The following is a 15,566-nucleotide window of genomic DNA, read 5'->3' on the forward strand; positions in this document are numbered from 1 at the left end:
AAGACCGCAGTGCCCAGGGATTTGTTACTTGGCACTGACTTTCGGCACGCTGTTGAGTTCTCAAGGAGCGGACGCGCACGAAACCCGGACCAATTTCTTGGCCTTCGTTCGAGGCGGCTTGTCCTACAGTACGCCGTGCACGGCTCGCTGTCACACCCTGGGGGTCTGACCTCGCGGCTCCCGGCCCTTCCGGCCCGGTCTCGCTCGGCGCAAAGAGAAAGTTACGTGGCTGGAGCGGCCTCGTCAAACCGCCTCGGGGCCATCTCGGGCTTCAGCCGCCCCCACGGGACCGTTGCCACGGAGAAACCGCAGGTCAGCGCCGTCCGATCTGCGCCCGAATGTGAGGCAGGTCGCTGCTGGTGGGTGCCCGGTGGGGCTGCCACGCACCCACCGGCCGCCTAGAGGCCCAGCAGGGACTCGATGCCCACCGTCAGGCCGGGGCGCTTCCCGATCTCCCGGACGGCGAGCAGCACTCCGGGCATGAAGGACGCACGGTCGTAGGAGTCGTGCCGGAGGGTGAGGGTCTCCCCCGCCGCCCCCATGAGCACCTCCTGGTGCGCGACCAGTCCGGCGAGCCGGACCGCGTGCACGGGGACGCCCTCGACGTCGGCGCCCCGGGCCCCCGGCAGCGAGTCGTCCTCCCGGGTGGCGTCCGGGGCGGCGGGCACGCCGGCAGCCCGGCGGGCGGCGGCGACGAGGCGGGCGGTCCGGGCCGCGGTGCCCGAGGGCGCGTCCACCTTGCCGGGGTGGTGCAGCTCCACGATCTCCACGGAGGGGAAGAAGCGCGCGGCCTCCTGGGCGAAGCGCATCAGGAGCACGGCACCGATCCCGAAGTTCGGCGCGATCAGCACGCCCACCTCCGGCTTGGGCTCCAGCCACTCCGCGATCGTGGCCAGCCGCGCCTCGTCGAAGCCCGTCGTCCCGACGACGCAGTGGATGTTCTGGTCGATGCAGAAGCGGATGTTGTCCATGACCGAGTCCGGTCGGGTGAAGTCCACGACCACCTGGGCGCCGGCGTCGGCGACGTTGAACAGCCAGTCGCGCTCGTCGACCATGGCCACGAGCTCCAGGTCGTCGGCGGCGTCCACCGCGCGGCAGACCTCGGTGCCCATCCGGCCACGGGCGCCGAGCACCCCCACCGAGACGAGGGGTGCGTCGCCGGAGGAGGCGGAGGTGGGCTGGAGGTCACTGGCCGGCGGAGTGCTCATGCGGCGATGCTCACCAACCGGGGGCCCGGACGCAAGACGGCCCCCGGCCGCTGCCGGTCAGCGGCCGCGCAGCTCGCGGCGGCGGGCCAGCAGGTCCCACACCAGCAGACCGAGCACCACGCCGGCCACGTCGGCGAGCCAGTCCGCCACCGACGTGGAGCGGTTGAGCACGTCCAGCGACTGGAGCAGTTCACTGAGGGCGGCGTAGACGACCAGCAGCACCGCCAGCACCCCGCGCCGCACCCCCGCCCACCGGCCGGTGAGCGAGAGCGCGGCGAAGAGCGTCAGGTGCACGACCTTGTCCACCCCCGGTGGCGCCGACGGCACGTCGGACGCGGGGGCGAAGAGCACCGCCAGCGACACGAGCACCATGACGGCGAACGCGCCGCGCGCCAGGGCGCCGTGCTCGGCGAAGGTCGAGGTCGTGCGGTCGGTCATGCGGCGCTCAGGCGGCCAGGAGCCGGTCGAGGTCGCGCTCGCGGTAGGGACCGACCACGGCGAGGCACGTCGGGCGGGTGAGCAGGTCGGCCGCGACGGCGCGCACCTGCTGTTCGTCCACCCCGTCCAGCCGGTCGAGCACGGTGCGCACCGGCAGGTACTCCCCGTAGGACAGCTCGCTCTTGCCGAGCCGGCTCATCCGGGAGCCGGTGTCCTCCAGGCCGAGCACCATGCCGCCCTTGAGCTGGCCCCGCGCGCGGGCCACCTCCTCGGCGGTGAGCCCATCCACGGCGACCTCGGACAAGCCGGCGCGGACCAGGCGGAGCACCTCGGGCACCCGCTTGGGCGAGCACCCGGCGTAGACCGAGAAACTGCCGGTGCCGGCGTAGTGCGTCAACGACGACCCCACGCTGTAGACCAGCCCACGCTTCTCCCGGATCTCCTGGAACAGCCGGGAGCTCATCCCCCCGCCGACCGCCGCGTCCAGCACGGCGGCGGCGTACCGGCGCTCGTCGAGCCGGCCCATGCCGAGGCTGCCCAGCAGCAGGTGGGTCTGCTCGGTGCGCCGGTGGATCAGCCCCGAGGGGCGCGCCGGCTCGATCAGGTCGACGTCCTCCCCGCGCCGTAGCGGGTCGGGCCGGGCCGCGCCGGCGAGCCGGTCGCCGAAGGCCGCCGTGACCAGGTCGAGCACCTGCTGGTGGTCGACCCTGCCCGCGGCCGAGACGACGATCGAGGGGACGGCGTAGCGGTCGCGGTACCAGCCGTCGACGTCGTCCCGGGTCAGGGACTCGATCGACTCCACGGTGCCCAGGACCGAGCGTCCGAGCGGGGTGTCCCCGAACAGCGTCTCGGCGTACAGGTCGTGGACCGCGTCGGCGGGCTCGTCGTCGCGCATGGCGATCTCCTCGAGCACCACCGTGCGCTCGGACTCCAGGTCCGGGGCGGTGTTGAGCGCCTCGGTGACCAGGTCACCGAGCAACGTGACGGCGAGCGGGAGGTCGCTGGCGAGCACGTTCGCGTAGTAGCAGGTGTGCTCCTTGGCGGTGAAGGCGTTCATCTCACCGCCGACGGCGTCCATCGCGGTGGCGATCTGCAGCGCCGTGCGGCTCCGCGTGCCCTTGAACAGCAGGTGCTCGAGGAAGTGCGACGAGCCGCCGAGCTCCGGGCTCTCGTCGCGGGAGCCGACGCCGACCCAGATGCCCAGCGTCGCCGACAGCACCCCGGGCATCGTCTCGGTGAGCACCCGCAGCCCACCGGGCAGTTCGGTGCGCTCGACACGGCCGCCGACCTCGTCGACGTCCAGCACGACCGTCTCACCCACCCGGCCCGACCCCGCACCGGCCGGGGCCGGGACGGACGCCGCAGCGCCCGTCCCGGCCCCGGTCAGGTCGTTCGACGTGGTCACGCCTCCGCGGGGGCGGCGTCGTCGGCCGGAGCCGCGTCGCCGGCGGCAGCGGCGTCGCCCTCGGCGACCGGCACCAGGCTGATCTTGCCGCGGGCGTCGATGTCGGTGATCTCCACCTGGAGCTTGTCACCGACGTTCGCGACGTCCTCGACCTTGGCGATCCGCTTGCCGCCACCGAGCTTGCTGATGTGCACCAGGCCGTCGCGGCCGGGCAGCAGCGAGACGAACGCGCCGAAGGCGGTCGTCTTCACCACGGTGCCGAGGAACCGCTCGCCGACCTTGGGCAGCGTCGGGTTGGCGATGGCGTTGATCCGGTCGACCGCGGCCTGGGCCGAGGGGCCGTCGGAGGCGCCGACGTAGATCGTGCCGTCGTCCTCGATGGTGATGTCGGCGCCGGTCTCGTCCTGGATCGCGTTGATCATCTGGCCCTTCGGGCCGATGACCGCGCCGATCTTGTCGACCGGGATGCGCACCGTGGTCACCCGGGGGGCGTACGGGCTCATCTCGTCCGGGCCGTCGATCGCCTCGAGCATGACGTCGAGGATGTGCAGCCGGGCCGCGCGGGCCTGGGTCAGCGCACCGGCGAGGACGTCGGAGGGGATGCCGTCGAGCTTCGTGTCCAGCTGGAGGGCCGTGACGAAGTCCTTGGTGCCGGCGACCTTGAAGTCCATGTCACCGAAGGCGTCCTCGGCACCGAGGATGTCGGTCAGCGCGACGTACTCGGTCTTGCCGTCGACCTCGTCGGAGACCAGGCCCATGGCGATGCCGGCGACCGGGGCCTTCAGCGGCACACCGGCGTTGAGCAGGGCCAGCGTCGAGGCGCAGACCGAGCCCATCGAGGTGGAGCCGTTGGACCCGAGGGCCTCGGAGACCTGGCGGATCGCGTAGGGGAACTCCTCGCGGTCCGGCAGCACCGGCAGCAGCGCCCGCTCGGCCAGCGCGCCGTGGCCGATCTCGCGGCGCTTGGGCGAGCCCACCCGGCCGGTCTCACCGGTGGAGTACGGCGGGAAGTTGTAGTTGTGCATGTAGCGCTTGCGGGTGATCGGGTTCAGCGTGTCCAGCTGCTGCTCCATGCGGAGCATGTTCAGCGTGGTGACGCCCATGATCTGGGTCTCGCCGCGCTCGAACAGCGCCGAACCGTGCACCCGCGGGAGCACCTCGACCTCGGCCGACAGCGGCCGGATGTCGGTGAGGCCACGGCCGTCGATGCGGATCTTGTCGCGCAGGATGCGCTGGCGGACGACCTTCTTGGTCACCGCGCGGAAGGCCCCGGAGATCTCCTTCTCCCGGCCCTCGAACTGGCCGGCCAGTGCGGCCTTGACCTCGTCCTTGAGCGCGTCGGTGGCCTCCTCGCGCTCCTGCTTGCCGGCGATGGCCTGGGCCACGGCGAGCTTCTCGGCGGCCTGGGCCTCGACGGCGGCGTAGACGTCGTCCTGGTAGTCCAGGAAGCGGGGGAAGTGCGCCTCGGGCTTGGCGGCCTTGGCGGCGAGCTCGGACTGGGCCTGGCACAGCGCCTTGATGAACGGCTTGGCGGCCTCGAGGCCCTGGGCCACGACCTCCTCGGTCGGGGCGGTGGCCCCACCGGCGACCATCGCGACGGTCTTCTCGGTGGCCTCGGCCTCGACCATCATGATCGCGACGTCACCGTCGGGCAGCACGCGGCCGGCCACGACCATGTCGAAGACGGCGTCCTCGAGCTCGGCGTGGGTCGGGAAGCCCACCCACTGGCCGTTGATCAGCGCCACCCGGGTGCCACCGATCGGGCCGGAGAACGGCAGGCCGGAGAGCTGGGTGGAGGCCGACGCACCGTTGATGGCGAGCACGTCGTACAGGTGGTCGGGGTCCAGCGACAGCACGGTGATGACGACCTGGACCTCGTTGCGCAGTCCCTTGGCGAAGGTCGGGCGCAGCGGGCGGTCGATCAGCCGGCAGGTGAGGATCGCGTCCTCGGACGGGCGGCCCTCGCGGCGGAAGAACGAGCCGGGGATCTTGCCGATCGAGTACATGCGCTCTTCGACGTCGACCGTCAGCGGGAAGAAGTCGAACTGCTCCTTGGGCTGGCGGCCGGCCGTGGTGGCCGAGAGCAGCGTGGTGTCGCCCATGGTGGCGACGACGGAGCCGGCGGCCTGCTTGGCGAGGCGGCCGGTCTCGAAGGTGACGGTGCGGGAGCCGAGGGCCCCGTTGTCGATCACCGCGGTGGCGGTGAAGACGCCGTCCTCGAAGTCGTTGTCGGTGGTGGTGCTGGGTGCGGACATCGTGTCCTCTTCCTACGTCGCATACGGCGACGTCCTCTTCGCGGCGTTGCGCGCCGACTGCGTCCGGGGCGACCGGTCTTCGATCGAAGCCCTCGGGGGTGCGGGTTCCTGCGGTCAGGCTCGCTGCGTCCCGGGGGCCACTACCGAGGACCGGTCCACGCGGGGCGTGGCGGTGCGGTCAGCCGGTGGTCCCGTGCGGCGGGTGCCGCACGAGTGAGGGGACCGTCCCGGCGTGCCGGAGCGGTCCCCTCGGTGGTGCTAGCGGCGCAGGCCGAGCCGCTCGATGAGCGAGCGGTACCGGTTGATGTCGGTCTTCGCCAGGTAGTTCAGCAGCCGCCGGCGGCGGCCGACCAGCAGGAGCAGGCCCCGCCGGCTGTGGTGGTCGTGCTTGTGCATCTTGAGGTGCTCGGTCAGGTCGCTGATCCGTCGGGTCAGCATCGCGACCTGCACCTCGGGGGAACCGGTGTCGTTCTCGACCGTCGCGTACTCGGTCATGATCTGCTTCTTCGTCGCGCTCTCCAGCGCCATGGTGCCTCCAGGGCAGGTCACGTGTGGCCCCCGGTCTGTGTCACGGGGGCAGCATGCACACACGTCGGTCGCCCGACGTCAGGTCGAGGTTACACGCCTGTGCTGCCGGGCGATCACCCGAAGCCCGGACCTGCGCCGGTCCTGTCGTGAGGAGTGGGGCCCGGAGGGTCCCGCGACCGAGCGACCCAGCGGCTCCGCGAGACGGGGGGACGGCACCTGGCCGCGCTGCGGCCCGTCAGGGCCGCATGTCACAGCCCGAGGACGGCGCGGGTCCGGGTGACGTCGTCGGCCATGGCGACCAGCAGCTCCGGGATGCCGGGGAAGGAGACCATCGGCCGCAGCCGCTCGACGAACTCGACGCCCACGTGCTCGCCGTACAGGTCGCCGTCGAAGTCCAGCAGGTGCGCCTCCACCGTGCGGCGCGCACCGGCGAAGGTGGGGTTGCTGCCGACCGAGATCGCCGCCGGGTGGCTGGCCCGGCTGGCCCCGCTGGGGTCGCGCAGGACCAGGGCGCCGGCGTACACCCCGTCGGCCGGGACGGCGGTGTGGGCGGGGCTCTCCACGTTCGCGGTCGGGTAGCCCAGCTCACGGCCGCGCCGGTCACCGCGCACGACGATGCCGTCGACCCGGTGCGGCCGGCCCAGGGCGAGCGCGGCCGAGGCCATGTCACCGGCCGCCACGCAGGCGCGGATGTAGGTGGAGGAGATGGTGACCTCGCCGTCGCCGGTGAGGTCGGGGGCGGAGCCGACGCTGGTCAGGTCCACGCCCTCGACGCCGAAGCCGAACCGCCGCCCCTCGGCGGTCAGCGTCTCGACCGTGCCGGCCGCCTTGTGCCCGTAGGTGAAGTTGCGCCCGACCACGACCTGGGCGGCGTGCAGGTGCTCGACCAGGACGGTGTGGGTGAACTCCCCCGGCGCCAGCCGGCTGAACTCCGGGGTGAAGGGCAGCACGCACATCGCGTCGACCCCGAGCGCGGCGACCAGCTCGGCCTTGCGGTCGGGTGAGGTGAGGATCGCCGGGTGCGAGCCGGGCCGGACCACCTCGGAGGGGTGCGGGGCGAAGGTGAGCAGCAGCGCGGGCCGGCCCATGGCCCGGGCCCGCGCCACGGCGGCACCGATCAGGTGCTGGTGCCCGCGGTGCACGCCGTCGTACATGCCGACCGTGACCACGGTGCGTCCCAGGTCCGGTGGCGTCGCCTCCAGGCCGCGCCAGCGCAGCACGCCGCTCCCCTCCCCCGCCGACCGTCGCGAGCTGCGCTCAGGAACCGGACTCGACGCGGTGCAGCCAGCCGTGGCCGTCGGCCACCCGGCCGTGCTGCACGTCGAGCAGGTGCTCGCGCAGCTGCATCGTCAGCGGGCCCGGGGTGCCGTCGCCGACGACGAAGTCGCCGGTGCGGGCCTTGACGGTGCCCACCGGGGTGATGACGGCCGCGGTGCCGCAGGCGAAGGTCTCGGTGATCGAGCCGTCGGCCACGCCGGCGCGCCACTCGTCGACGGTGAACTTGCGCTCGGTGACCCGGTGGCCGAGCTCGCGGGCCACGGTGATCAGCGACTCGCGGGTGATGCCGGGCAGCAGGGTGCCGGTGAGCTCGGAGGTGACCAGCTCGGCGTCGGCGCCGGAGCCGAGGACGAAGAACAGGTTCATCCCGCCCATCTCCTCGACGTACCGCTTCTCGGTCGCGTCGAGCCAGACGACCTGGTCGCAGCCGGCGGCGATCGCCTGCTCCTGGGCCAGCAGGCTGGCGGCGTAGTTGCCGGCGCACTTGACGTCGCCGGTGCCACCGGGAGCGGCGCGGATGTAGTCCTCGGAGAGGTAGACCGAGACCGGCTGGACGCCGCGCGGGAAGTAGGCCCCGGCCGGGCTGGCGATCACGATGAACAGGTACTCGTGCGCCGGCCGGACACCCAGGAACGGCTCGACGGCCAGCATGTACGGCCGGACGTACAGCGTCTGGTCCGGGCCGGTGGGCACCCAGTCGCGGTCGGTGTCGACCAGCGCGTCGACGGCGGTGAGGAAGGCGTCGGCAGGCACCTGCGGCATGGCCAGCCGGGCGGCGCTGCGGGCGAAGCGGGCGGCGTTGGCCTCCGGGCGGAAGGTGGCCACGCTGCCGTCGGGCTGGGCGTAGGCCTTGAGGCCCTCGAAGATCGACTGCGCGTAGTGCAGGGCGGCGGCGCTGGGGTCCAGCTGCAGCGGTGCGTACCGGGTCAGCCGCGCGTCGACCCAGCCGGCGCCGACCTGGTACCGGGCCACGAACATCGAGTCGGTGAAGTACCGCCCGAAGCCGGGGTCGGCCAGCTGCTCGGTGCGCTCGGTGGCCGAGCGACGCGGCACGTCCTCCACGACCAGCGGCACGCCCTCGGTGAAGAACCGGGAGGAGGTACGGCTGGGGCTGAGCGTGTCGGTCATGGCTCCCACCTGCTGGTGCTGTGTGCTGGAGCGTCGCCCGGCGGTTGCCAGGCCCGCCGGGTCACCCTAGCCCGGCTACTGCCGGTCACCGGCACCTGCGGACCGGACGAGCGGGGAGCCCCGCGGTGGTGGGCGCGGACCGACCAGTGCCCGCGCCGTCGTCGCGGGGTGCGGCGACGACGGTGCGGGCCGATGGCTCAGCTCCCCTTCGGAGCTGCGGACTCGACGACCTCGTAGCTCCACACGTGCTGCTGGGAGCGCTCGGCGGCCGGGGCCAGGGTGTCGCCACCGCCGTCGTGCGCGCGGTCGAAGTCCTGGCTGGACTGCCAGGACTCGTAGGCCTCCTCGCTGGTCCACCGGGTGTAGACGAGGTAGGAGTCGGTGCCCGCCACCGGGCGCAGCAGCTCGAACCACTCGAAGCCCGGGGTCGTCTCCACCGCACCGGCCCGGCCCTTGAACCGCTCCTCGAACCGGGCGCGCTTGTCCTCGGGCATGGTCACCACGTTGATCTTCACGACGCTCATGCCCCGCATCCTGCCCCGGGAGAGGCCCGGCGACACGGCAGACTGGACGGCGTGAAGGAGCAGCCGCGCACCGCCGACGTCGGCTTCGCCCGGCTGGACCCCGACCGGGCGGCCCGCACCGGCACGCCGGAGGTGGTGTTCGCCGGCGGCAAGACCCCGGCCCACACGGTCGGCTGCCTGGCCGGCCTGGTGGACGCCGGGGTGCCGCTGGCCTGGGCCACCCACGTCGACGAGCCCACCGCCGCCGCGGTGCGCGAACGCTGGCCGGACGCCCACCTCGACCCGGTCGCGCGGGTGGCCTGGGTGGGCACTCCCCCGCCGCCGGTCGGGCAGGTGCTCGTGCTCACCGCCGGCACCTCCGACGACGCCGTCGCCGCCGAGGTCGCCGCCACCCTGACCGCCAGCGGCGTGGGCTGCCGCCGGATCGACGACGTCGGCGTGGCCGGCGTGCACCGGGTGCTGGCCGTGGCACCGGACCTCGCCGCCGCCGACGCCGTGGTCGTGGTCGCCGGGATGGACGGCGCACTGCCCAGCGTCGTCGCCGGGCTCACCGACCGGCTGGTCGTCGCCGTGCCCACCTCGGTCGGCTACGGCGCCGCCTTCGAGGGCCTGGCCGCCCTGCTCACCATGCTCACCGCCTGCGCCCCCGGCGTGCTGGTGGTCAACATCGACAACGGCTTCGGCGCCGGCGTCGCCGCCGCCCGCATCGTCCGCTCAGCTCGTCCCTGACCGCGCGTCGACATCTCGAGACAGGAACACTGCGACCTCACCGTCGTGCCGCGAGGCGTAACGGGACACGTCGACACCGGTCACCCGGAAGCCCAACCGCCGGTAGGCCCGGATGGCCGGCAGGTTGACGTGCTGGGTCTCCACCCAGATCTCGCGCGCCTGGTTCTGGACGGCCTCCTCGTGCACCTGACCGACCAGTGCACCCCCGAGTCCCGATCCCCGGTGCGCCGGCGCCACGTGCAGCTCGTCGAGTCGCTGCCGGCCGTTCCATCCGAGGTGCGTCGTAGCGGCGACCGCGACGATCGCCCCCTTCCTCCGTGCGACGAACAGCTGGCCCCACGGAGGTTGTGCGCCGACCTGCAAGTCGGCGCTCAGCCGGTATCTCTTCTGATATGGCGGATGCACGGCCTCCTCACGGAGCCGGAAGCCCGCACTGTCCTGGTCGACCTTCAGCACGGTGTCGGTGATGAACGACGCGTCTAGACCGCGCAGCTGGGCGACGTCGGCTTCGGTGAGTCGCTCGACCCGCGAGATCGTCACCGCCCGCCGGCCACGGAGCCACCCAGGTCGTCACGCCGCACCGGCCCGTTGTAGCGCACCGGGTCGGGCAGCAGCTCGTTCATCGAACCGGAGCGGAAGCCCCGCGGGTCGACCTCGACCCGGGTGAAGCCACGCACCGCGGCCAGTAGCTCGGGCCCGACGTGCGGCACCAGTGCGGCGTCCACCTCGACCCGGGCGACGTCGTCCCCCAGGTCCCGGACGCGCAGGTCGCGCACGCCGTGCCCGGCCGCGGTGAGCGCCGCGCGCAGCGCCGCCTCGGCTGCCTCGACCCGGGCCAGGCCCTCCGCCGACACCGGCACGCCGTAGGCGATCCGGCTCGCCAGACACGCCGCAGCCGGCTTGTCCGCCAGCGAGAGCCCCCACTGCCGCGCCGCGGCCCGGACGTCGGCCTTGGTCATCCCGGCACGGGCCAACGGCGCCCACGCACCCCGCTCGGCCGCAGCCCGGATCCCCGGCCGGAAACCCGCCCGCAGGTCATCGGCGTTGGTGCCGGTAACCACGTCGGCGATGCCCAGCTCGGCGGCCAGCGGCGTCAGCACGTCGACCAGCTCGCTCTTGCAGAACGCGCACCGGTCACCGGCATTCGCCACGTAACCGGGACGGGACAGCTCCTCGGTGCGCGGCTGCTCGTGCCGCACCCCCAGACCCACCGCGAACTCGTGCGCCGCCACCCGCTCGGCGGCCGGCAGGCTCGCCGACACCGCCGTCGCCGCCACCACCCGGCCGGCCCCCAGCGCCCGCACCGCCGCGGCCAGCACCACCCCCGAGTCGACCCCACCGGAGAAGGCCACCAGCACCCCCGGCAGCGCGGCCAGCTCGGCGTCCAGCACGGCCAGCCGCTGCTCCAGTGCGCTCACCCCCCGCAGGGTGCCACCGGGTCAGCCGGCCGGGAAGCCGACGACGACCTTGGCCAGCGGACCGGCGTCCTCGACCAGCGCGACCAGCCGGCCGTCCGGGGCGATCGCGGCGTGCAGGCCGGGGGCGCCGGTGGCCGGGACCCGCTGGCCGTACCCGAGCGCCACCGCCTCCTCCGCGGTGAGCTCGCGGGCCGGGAAGACCGCCCGCGCCGCCTCGGTCAGGCCCAGCACGCCGGGCCCGGCACCCGCGGCGGAGAGCGCGCCGGCGGCCTCCTCGACCGGCCGGGCCGCGTCGGTGGCGAACGGGCCGGACGAGGTGCGCCGCAGGGCGACCAGGTGGCCGCCGACGCCGAGGGCCGCGCCGACGTCCCGGGCGATCGCCCGGATGTAGGTCCCGGTGCTGCAGCGGACGGTGACGTCCACGTCGACGAGGTCGGCGGTGGGCCGGGTGACCCGGTGCACGTCGATCGAGTGCACGGTCACCGACCGGGCCGCCAGCTCGAACTCCTCACCGGCCCGCACCCGGTCGTAGGAACGGCGGCCGTCGACCTTGACCGCGCTCACCGACGAGGGCACCTGCTGCAGCGGGCCGACCTGGCCGGCCAGCGTCGCCCGCACGGCCTCGTCGGTCACTGCGGCGGCCGAGGCGGTGGCGGTGACGTCGCCCTCCCGGTCGTCGGTGACCGTGGTCTGGCCCAGCCGGACCGTGGCGTCGTAGGTCTTGTCCGACCCCGACAGGTGGCCGAGCAGCCGGGTGGCGGCACCGACACCGAGCACCAGCAGCCCGGTGGCCATCGGGTCCAGCGTCCCGGCATGGCCGACCTTGCGCACCGACAGCACGCGGCGGGCCCGCGCCACGACGTCGTGGGAGGTCATCCCGCCGGGCTTGTCGACCAGCAGCAGGGACGGCGGGACGTCGGCGTCGGGCTTCTTCGGACTCATCCGACCTCCTCGCCGGCGCTCGTCGGGCGGCTTCGCCGGACTGCTGTGCACATCGTTCCGCTCGCAGGCTCGCTCACGCGGACACGCTCTCACCCAGCCACGCGCTCCCCCGCACCCGCACGCCCACGGCGACCAGGCGCAGCACGATGAACAGGGTGAGACCGGTCCAGACGCCGGCCAGCCCCCAGTCCAGCCAGCCGGACAGCAGGGACAGCGGCACGAACCCCAGCAGCGCCGCTCCGACGGTGACGGTGCGCAGGTAGGCGACGTCGCCGGCACCCATGAGCACCCCGTCCAGGGCGAACACCACCCCGGCCAGCGGCTGCATCAGGGCCAGGAACCACCAGACGACCCCGGCCTGGGCGAGCACCGCGGGGTCGTCGGTGAACAGCGCGGGCAGCACCGGGCGCAGCGCCAGCAGAAGCACCGCGACCAGCACCCCGGTGCCCAGCCCCCACCGGATGACCCGCGCCCCGGTGGCCCGGGCGTCGTCCGGCCGGCCGGCGCCCAGCGCGGTGCCGACCAGGGTCTGCGCGGCGATCGCGTAGGCGTCCAGCACCAGGGCGAGGAACAGCCACAGCTGCAGGGCGATCTGGTGGGCGCCCAGCTGTGCGGTGCCCGACCGCGCCACCACCGCGGCCGCAGCGGCGAAGGCCAGTTGGAGGACGGCGGCACGCAGCAGCAGGTCCCGGCCGAGCACCAGCTGCGCGCGCAGCGCGGCCGGCCGGGGCCGCCAGGGCACGTCCGTGCGCGCCAGCTCGCGGGCCAGGGCCCGGACGAACAACGACGCCGAGACGCCCTGCCCGATGACGTTGGCCACCGCGGAACCGACCAGCCCGAGCCCCGCGACGTGCACCAGCAGCGGGCAGAGGACCAGGCTGACCAGGCTGCCGGCGAGCACGTACGCCATCGGACGGCGCAGCTCCTGGACCCCGCGCAGCCACCCGTTGCCGGCCAGCGCGACCAGCAGCAGCGGCAGCCCGGTGCTGGCCACCCGCAGCCACTGCTCGGCGGCCTCGGCGACCGGCCCGGCGCCACCGGCCAGCAGCCGGGTGAGCGGACCGGCCAACAGCTGGAAGGCGACGGCCAACAGCCCGCCGAGGGCCAGCGCCAGCCAGGTGGCCTGCACCCCCTCGCTGACCGCACCGGCCCGGTCGCCGGCTCCTGCCCGGCGGGCGGCGCGGGCGGTGGTGCCGTAGGCGAGGAAGTTCAGCAGCGCGGCGACGTAGGCCAGCAGCCCGCCACCGACGGCGAGGCCGCCGAGGCTGACGGTGCCCAGGTTGCCGACCACCGCGGTGTCCACCAGCAGGTAGAGCGGCTCGGCGGCCAGCACCACGAGCGCCGGTGCCGCCAGCGCCGGGATCGTCGACCGCGCGGGCACGGCCTCGTCACCGCCCTGCCGGCCGCCGGGCGGCGTCACCGGGTGCGGGCCAGCTCCACGCGGAGCTCGTCCATCGTGCCCGGCAGGTCGTGGGCCGAGGTGTACCCGGCCGCGGCCCGGTGCCCGCCCCCACCCAGGGCCATGGCGACCCGGGCGACGTCGGTCGCCCCGCGCGAGCGCATCGAGACCACCCACGAGCCGTCGTCCTGGCCCTTCAGGACGCAGGCGACGTCGGCCTCGGCGGTGGCGCGGACGACGTCCACCAGCGCCTCGAGCTGGTCGGGGGCGAGTCCGTGCGCGCGGGCCTCCGCACCCGTGGACCAGGTCCAGACGACGCCGGCGCCGACCTCGGGTTCCAGCACCGCCCGCCCGGTCACGGCGGAGAGCAGCCCGAGCCACCCGAACGGCGCGGTGTCGAACAGCCGCCGGCTGATCGCAGCGTGGTCGATCCCGGTGCGCAGCAGCCGGGCGGCCAGCTCGTGGGTGCCGGGTGAGGTGTTGCCGAACCGGAAGGACCCGGTGTCGGCGGCCAGCCCGGCGTAGAGGCAGGTCGCCAGCTGCTGGTCCAGCTCGACGTCCAGCTGCTCGAGCAGGTCGGCGACCAGCACCACCGTCGCCGCCGCCTGCGGGTCGACCAGCCGGACGTCGCCGAACCCGGGGTTGCTGACGTGGTGGTCGACGACGATCGAACGGCCGGCGGAGGCCAGCAGCGGTGCCAGGGCACCCAGCCGACCGGTCGACGCGGCGTCCAGGCTGACGAACAGGTCCACCTGGGCCGGCAGGGAGGCGGGGGCGACCAGCTGACCGGCGCCGGGCAGCCAGCCCAGCGACGAGGGCAGCGTGAACGGCTCGGGGAACGTGGCCAGCACCTGGGCACCGCACCGGCGGAGCCCCTCGGCCAGGGCCAGGGTGCTGCCGAGTGCGTCGGCGTCGGGCTGCACGTGTCCGGACAGCACAACGGTGGACCCGGCACGCGCCGCACCGGCCAGCGCCCGCACCGCGTTGTCGCGGGCAGCCAGCAGCGAGCCGGTGGGCATCCGGGCGGTGGGCATGGAGGCGGTGGGCATGGAGGCGGTGGTCACCTCAGCTCGGGTCCTCGGGCCCGGGGGCCGCGTGCGGGACGGCGTTGCTCTCCTCGCCGACCGAGCCGCCGCCCACCGCGTAGTGCGAGCCGTCGTCGGGCTCGTCGGCGGCGATGCTGTCGGTCGTGCCGATGTCGCCGGTCTTGCCCCCGGCGGTGGGGTCGCCGTCGGCGGGCTCGTCGCGGCCGCCGAAGCCGACGCCCGGCTCGGCCGCGGGGTCGGCGTAGGGGTCGGGGTCGACGGCGCCGGTCACGAGGCGCTCCGCTCCGAGGTCGGCGCGTCGGCGGGATCGGTCAGCTCGGCGGCGTCGTCGTCCTCGTCGAGCTCCTCGGCGCCGTCCTCCAGCTGGTCCTCGTCGACGGCGGGCTTGCGGTACGGGTCGGCGTCCCCGGCGTACTGGGCGCCCTCCCGGTTGCGGGCCAGCTCGGCGTCGGCGTGCCGGACTCGTTCCAGCGCCTCCTCCAGCTCGCGGGCGGTGTCGGGCACGGCGTCGGCGACGAAGGTCAGCGTCGGTACGAACTTGATGCCGGTCTGCTTGCCCACGGTCGAGCGCAGCACGCCGGTGGCGCTGGCCAGGGCCCGTGCGGACTCCTCGACCTGCAGCGGGTCGCCGTAGACGGTGTAGAACACCGTTGCCTCCCGCAGGTCACTGGTGACCCGCGAGTCGGTGATGGTGACCATCCCGAGGCGGGGGTCCTTGATCTGCGTCTCGATCGTGGCGGAGACGATCTGACGGATGCGCACCGCCAGTCGGCGTGCGCGCGCCGGGTCGGCCATCGGACCTCCTGAGGTGAGCGGGTGGAACGGCCTCGTCGCAGGGTCCCGTCCCGCGCGGAGCGTGGGACGGGGCGGCGACGAGGTCCTTCATCAGTCTGTGTCGCTGATCAGCTGCCGGTGTGTCGACAGCAGGGTCACCTCCGGCCGCTCGGCCAGCAACCGCTCGCAGGCGTCGAGCACGTCGGTCACCTGGTCGGCCTGGCCCGCCACCGTGGCGACCCCGACCTGCGCACGACGGTGCAGGTCGGGGTCGCCCACCTCGGCGGCGGCCACGGCGAAGCGGCGCCGCAGCTCGGCCACGATCGGCCGCACCACGGAACGCTTCTCCTTGAGCGAGTGGACGTCACCCAGCAACAGGTCCGCGGTGAGCGTGCCCGTGAAGATGAGGACCCTCCTGCCTCCCGCCACTCGCGGGCTCGCGGCGGGCCCCTGCAGGAGAGCCGAAGGACTCTCCTGCAGGGGCCATGTCACCC

General features: G+C 74.0%; 17 protein-coding genes. 1 reads left to right on the forward strand and 16 read right to left on the reverse strand.

Features of this window, described 5'->3' with window-relative positions; genetic code table 11:
* Nucleotides 1–398: 398 nt before the first annotated feature.
* From dapB to Q1A09_RS17970, 8 genes are all read right to left on the reverse strand, one after another.
* Nucleotides 399–1,208 (reverse strand): 4-hydroxy-tetrahydrodipicolinate reductase, encoded by an 810-nt coding sequence (gene dapB, locus Q1A09_RS17935; RefSeq protein ID WP_299957991.1) that lies wholly within the window; start codon nt 1,206–1,208, stop codon nt 399–401.
* 57 nt (nt 1,209–1,265) lie between these two features.
* The gene (locus tag Q1A09_RS17940; RefSeq protein ID WP_299957994.1) at nt 1,266–1,646 is read right to left on the reverse strand and encodes a VanZ family protein; all 381 of its coding nucleotides are present in this window, start codon (nt 1,644–1,646) and stop codon (nt 1,266–1,268) included.
* A 7-nt stretch (nt 1,647–1,653) separates the two neighbouring features.
* Complete coding sequence (locus tag Q1A09_RS17945; RefSeq protein ID WP_299957997.1) at nt 1,654–3,051, reverse strand: pitrilysin family protein; 1,398 nt, start codon at nt 3,049–3,051, stop codon at nt 1,654–1,656.
* A complete protein-coding gene (locus Q1A09_RS17950; protein ID WP_299958000.1) occupies nt 3,048–5,306 on the reverse strand; it encodes a polyribonucleotide nucleotidyltransferase in 2,259 nt (752 codons plus the stop codon). Before Q1A09_RS17950 ends, Q1A09_RS17945 begins: the two co-directional genes overlap by 4 nt.
* Before the next feature lie 258 nt (nt 5,307–5,564).
* Nucleotides 5,565–5,834, reverse strand: a complete 270-nt coding sequence (gene rpsO / locus Q1A09_RS17955) for a 30S ribosomal protein S15 (RefSeq protein ID WP_029339129.1) — start codon at nt 5,832–5,834, stop codon at nt 5,565–5,567.
* A 248-nt stretch (nt 5,835–6,082) separates the two neighbouring features.
* Complete coding sequence (locus Q1A09_RS17960; protein WP_299958007.1) at nt 6,083–7,054, reverse strand: bifunctional riboflavin kinase/FAD synthetase; 972 nt, start codon at nt 7,052–7,054, stop codon at nt 6,083–6,085.
* Between the two features lie 37 nt (nt 7,055–7,091).
* Nucleotides 7,092–8,240: a branched-chain amino acid aminotransferase gene (locus tag Q1A09_RS17965; RefSeq protein WP_299958010.1), complete on the reverse strand. Its 1,149-nt coding sequence runs from the start codon at nt 8,238–8,240 to the stop codon at nt 7,092–7,094.
* Between the two features lie 197 nt (nt 8,241–8,437).
* Nucleotides 8,438–8,764, reverse strand: coding sequence for an antibiotic biosynthesis monooxygenase (locus Q1A09_RS17970; RefSeq protein ID WP_299958013.1), 327 nt, complete (start codon nt 8,762–8,764; stop codon nt 8,438–8,440).
* A gap of 51 nt (nt 8,765–8,815) precedes the next feature.
* Here Q1A09_RS17970 and larB point away from each other — a divergent pair, with 51 nt between their 5' ends.
* The gene (larB, locus tag Q1A09_RS17975) at nt 8,816–9,493 is read left to right on the forward strand and encodes a nickel pincer cofactor biosynthesis protein LarB (RefSeq protein WP_299958016.1); all 678 of its coding nucleotides are present in this window, start codon (nt 8,816–8,818) and stop codon (nt 9,491–9,493) included.
* Here the strand turns inward: larB and Q1A09_RS17980 are convergent.
* The 8 genes from Q1A09_RS17980 to Q1A09_RS18015 all read right to left on the reverse strand — a co-directional run bounded on the left by Q1A09_RS17980 (nt 9,479) and on the right by Q1A09_RS18015 (nt 15,564).
* Nucleotides 9,479–10,033 carry a GNAT family N-acetyltransferase gene (locus Q1A09_RS17980; protein ID WP_299958019.1) on the reverse strand — a complete coding sequence of 185 codons (555 nt, stop codon included), beginning with the start codon at nt 10,031–10,033 and terminating at the stop codon, nt 9,479–9,481. The two genes, larB and Q1A09_RS17980, sit on opposite strands and share 15 nt — an antisense overlap.
* Nucleotides 10,030–10,911 (reverse strand): ATP-dependent sacrificial sulfur transferase LarE, encoded by an 882-nt coding sequence (gene larE / locus Q1A09_RS17985; protein WP_299958021.1) that lies wholly within the window; start codon nt 10,909–10,911, stop codon nt 10,030–10,032. The genes Q1A09_RS17980 and larE overlap by 4 nt, the downstream gene beginning before the upstream one ends.
* 21 nt (nt 10,912–10,932) lie before the next feature.
* Nucleotides 10,933–11,853 carry a tRNA pseudouridine(55) synthase TruB gene (gene truB / locus Q1A09_RS17990; RefSeq protein ID WP_299958024.1) on the reverse strand — a complete coding sequence of 307 codons (921 nt, stop codon included), beginning with the start codon at nt 11,851–11,853 and terminating at the stop codon, nt 10,933–10,935.
* A 73-nt stretch (nt 11,854–11,926) separates the two neighbouring features.
* Complete coding sequence (locus Q1A09_RS17995; protein WP_299958027.1) at nt 11,927–13,273, reverse strand: MATE family efflux transporter; 1,347 nt, start codon at nt 13,271–13,273, stop codon at nt 11,927–11,929.
* Nucleotides 13,270–14,316, reverse strand: a complete 1,047-nt coding sequence (locus Q1A09_RS18000; protein ID WP_299958030.1) for a bifunctional oligoribonuclease/PAP phosphatase NrnA — start codon at nt 14,314–14,316, stop codon at nt 13,270–13,272. The genes Q1A09_RS17995 and Q1A09_RS18000 overlap by 4 nt, the downstream gene beginning before the upstream one ends.
* A 1-nt stretch (nt 14,317) precedes the next feature.
* On the reverse strand, nt 14,318–14,569 hold the full coding sequence (locus tag Q1A09_RS18005; RefSeq protein ID WP_299958033.1) for a hypothetical protein: 252 nt from the start codon (nt 14,567–14,569) through the stop codon (nt 14,318–14,320).
* Entirely contained in the window at nt 14,566–15,093 is a 528-nt protein-coding gene (gene rbfA, locus Q1A09_RS18010) for a 30S ribosome-binding factor RbfA (RefSeq protein WP_299958035.1), read from the reverse strand. The genes Q1A09_RS18005 and rbfA overlap by 4 nt, the downstream gene beginning before the upstream one ends.
* A gap of 90 nt (nt 15,094–15,183) precedes the next feature.
* The gene (locus Q1A09_RS18015) at nt 15,184–15,564 is read right to left on the reverse strand and encodes a DUF503 domain-containing protein (protein WP_366139806.1); all 381 of its coding nucleotides are present in this window, start codon (nt 15,562–15,564) and stop codon (nt 15,184–15,186) included.
* Nucleotides 15,565–15,566 lie beyond the last annotated feature (2 nt).

It is taken from the genome of uncultured Modestobacter sp. (assembly GCF_947486615.1).
Classification (GTDB): Bacteria; Actinomycetota; Actinomycetes; order Mycobacteriales; family Geodermatophilaceae; genus Modestobacter.

Excerpts from the sequence above, each read along its gene's own strand:
- rpsO (WP_029339129.1), bottom strand. The coding sequence starts at position 5,834 with ATGGCGCTGGAGAGCGCGACGAAGAAGCAGATCATGACCGAGTACGCG.
- Q1A09_RS17970 (WP_299958013.1), bottom strand. The coding sequence starts at position 8,764 with ATGAGCGTCGTGAAGATCAACGTGGTGACCATGCCCGAGGACAAGCGC.
- Q1A09_RS17950 (WP_299958000.1), bottom strand. The coding sequence starts at position 5,306 with ATGTCCGCACCCAGCACCACCACCGACAACGACTTCGAGGACGGCGTC.
- dapB (WP_299957991.1), bottom strand. The coding sequence starts at position 1,208 with ATGAGCACTCCGCCGGCCAGTGACCTCCAGCCCACCTCCGCCTCCTCC.
- Q1A09_RS17940 (WP_299957994.1), bottom strand. The coding sequence starts at position 1,646 with ATGACCGACCGCACGACCTCGACCTTCGCCGAGCACGGCGCCCTGGCG.
- Q1A09_RS17965 (WP_299958010.1), bottom strand. The coding sequence starts at position 8,240 with ATGACCGACACGCTCAGCCCCAGCCGTACCTCCTCCCGGTTCTTCACC.
- rbfA (WP_299958035.1), bottom strand. The coding sequence starts at position 15,093 with ATGGCCGACCCGGCGCGCGCACGCCGACTGGCGGTGCGCATCCGTCAG.
- truB (WP_299958024.1), bottom strand. The coding sequence starts at position 11,853 with ATGAGTCCGAAGAAGCCCGACGCCGACGTCCCGCCGTCCCTGCTGCTG.